This window comes from Pseudonocardia ammonioxydans, from assembly GCF_900115005.1.
Lineage (GTDB): Bacteria > Actinomycetota > Actinomycetes > Mycobacteriales > Pseudonocardiaceae > Pseudonocardia > Pseudonocardia ammonioxydans.
Genome location: NZ_FOUY01000155.1, coordinates 1 through 1,331, shown reverse-complemented (window position 1 = coordinate 1,331; position 1,331 = coordinate 1). Strand labels below are relative to the sequence as shown.

Genomic DNA, 1,331 nt, shown 5'->3' with positions numbered 1-1,331 from the left:
TGGCGACGCGAACGCCAGCAACAGGCCCGCGACTGCCACTATCGGCGCCGCGGTGAGCGACCACCGGGCTAATCAACTGCCGTTGCAGTACTAGCGCCGGAACGACCACCGGGGTCGGCGGGGGTTTGTGCTCGTCGTTGCGGACCTGTGCGTTCGGGACGGCGTGGCTGTCCGCAGGCGACTCCGGGCAACCCGCCGTGTGGGCGCCGCCACCCGGGACACCCGCCGTAGGAGTCACCGATGGGAGGGCATCAGCAGCGGCGGTTGCGACCACCGGGTGGCCTTCGGATCCCTCGTAGGCGGAGGACAGCGGATGCAGCGCCAGCAGCCCGACGAGGGCAGCCAGCAAGGTCACAGCGACCCCACCCCGCTGCACCATCCCGTGTCCCGTCTCGTCGATGACACCCGTCGAACTCCGACACAGCGTAGGACACTGACGACGGGAACACAGCGCCCCGAACGTCCCGGGACACTCGCCGATCCCAGCGACCGGGGCCTGCCCACTCCACCCCCTGTCCAGGGACAAGACGGGCGCGGCGGACTGGGAACAACAGCGGCGAGCACGGGAGCCGCTCTACCGCCGCAGCGAAATGGTCGCCGTTTCGGACCGGCGTCGGCCAGCCAACCATCACGGGCACGCCGATCGGCGCGGACGTCGTCGAACAGGCTCACCAGGCATCGCACCGAGGACCACGCGCTGGCCGAGGTGGTTTCGGCCACCACCACGCAGCGAACATCAAGCTCAGCCGGTCGCTCCGAGTGCCGCGACGGGCCGTCCCGATGTTGACGCTCTCCGAACTCGATGAGCAACGGGCGCGGAGCCCCGATGGGTCAGTTCGCAGGGAGGGGCTCAGCGCCCCGCTCGAGTAGCAACGACGTCATCAGCTGCGACTCCGCGGTCTGCGCGGTCAGCATCTGCGAGGCCAGGTTGTGCACCTCGCTGGTGTCGGCGTGGTCGCGACCGTACTGCAGCATCGAGGTGCCGCCCTCGTGGTGGCGCAGCATCAGCTGCAGAAACATCGCGTCGAGCTGTGGGGGTGGTGTTGCCCGCAGTCGGGCCAGCTCCTCGGCGGTGGCCATGCCGGGCATCCTGGACATCGAGCCGTCGGCAGTCATGGCGGCCATGCCGTCGCCGGAGTGGTTCATCCCTGCGGTCATCCATGCCATGTGTCCGTCGGTGGGCAGCGTCGCTGCATCCCACAGACCCAGCCAGCCCTGCATGATCCCGGCCTGCCTGTTCTGGGTGGTCTCGATGTCGAAGGCCAGCTGCCGCACCCGTGGATCGGTGCTGTGGTCGCGCGCCCAGGACGCCATCTCCACCGCCTGGCGGT

At 69.3% G+C, this 1,331-nt stretch carries 1 protein-coding gene; it reads right to left on the bottom strand.

Going from position 1 to position 1,331, the window contains the following annotated elements:
• Positions 1-831: 831 nt before the first annotated feature.
• On the bottom strand, positions 832-1,331 hold a 500-nt coding region (locus BM093_RS34835), incomplete at its 5' end, for a DUF305 domain-containing protein (RefSeq protein ID WP_143105733.1).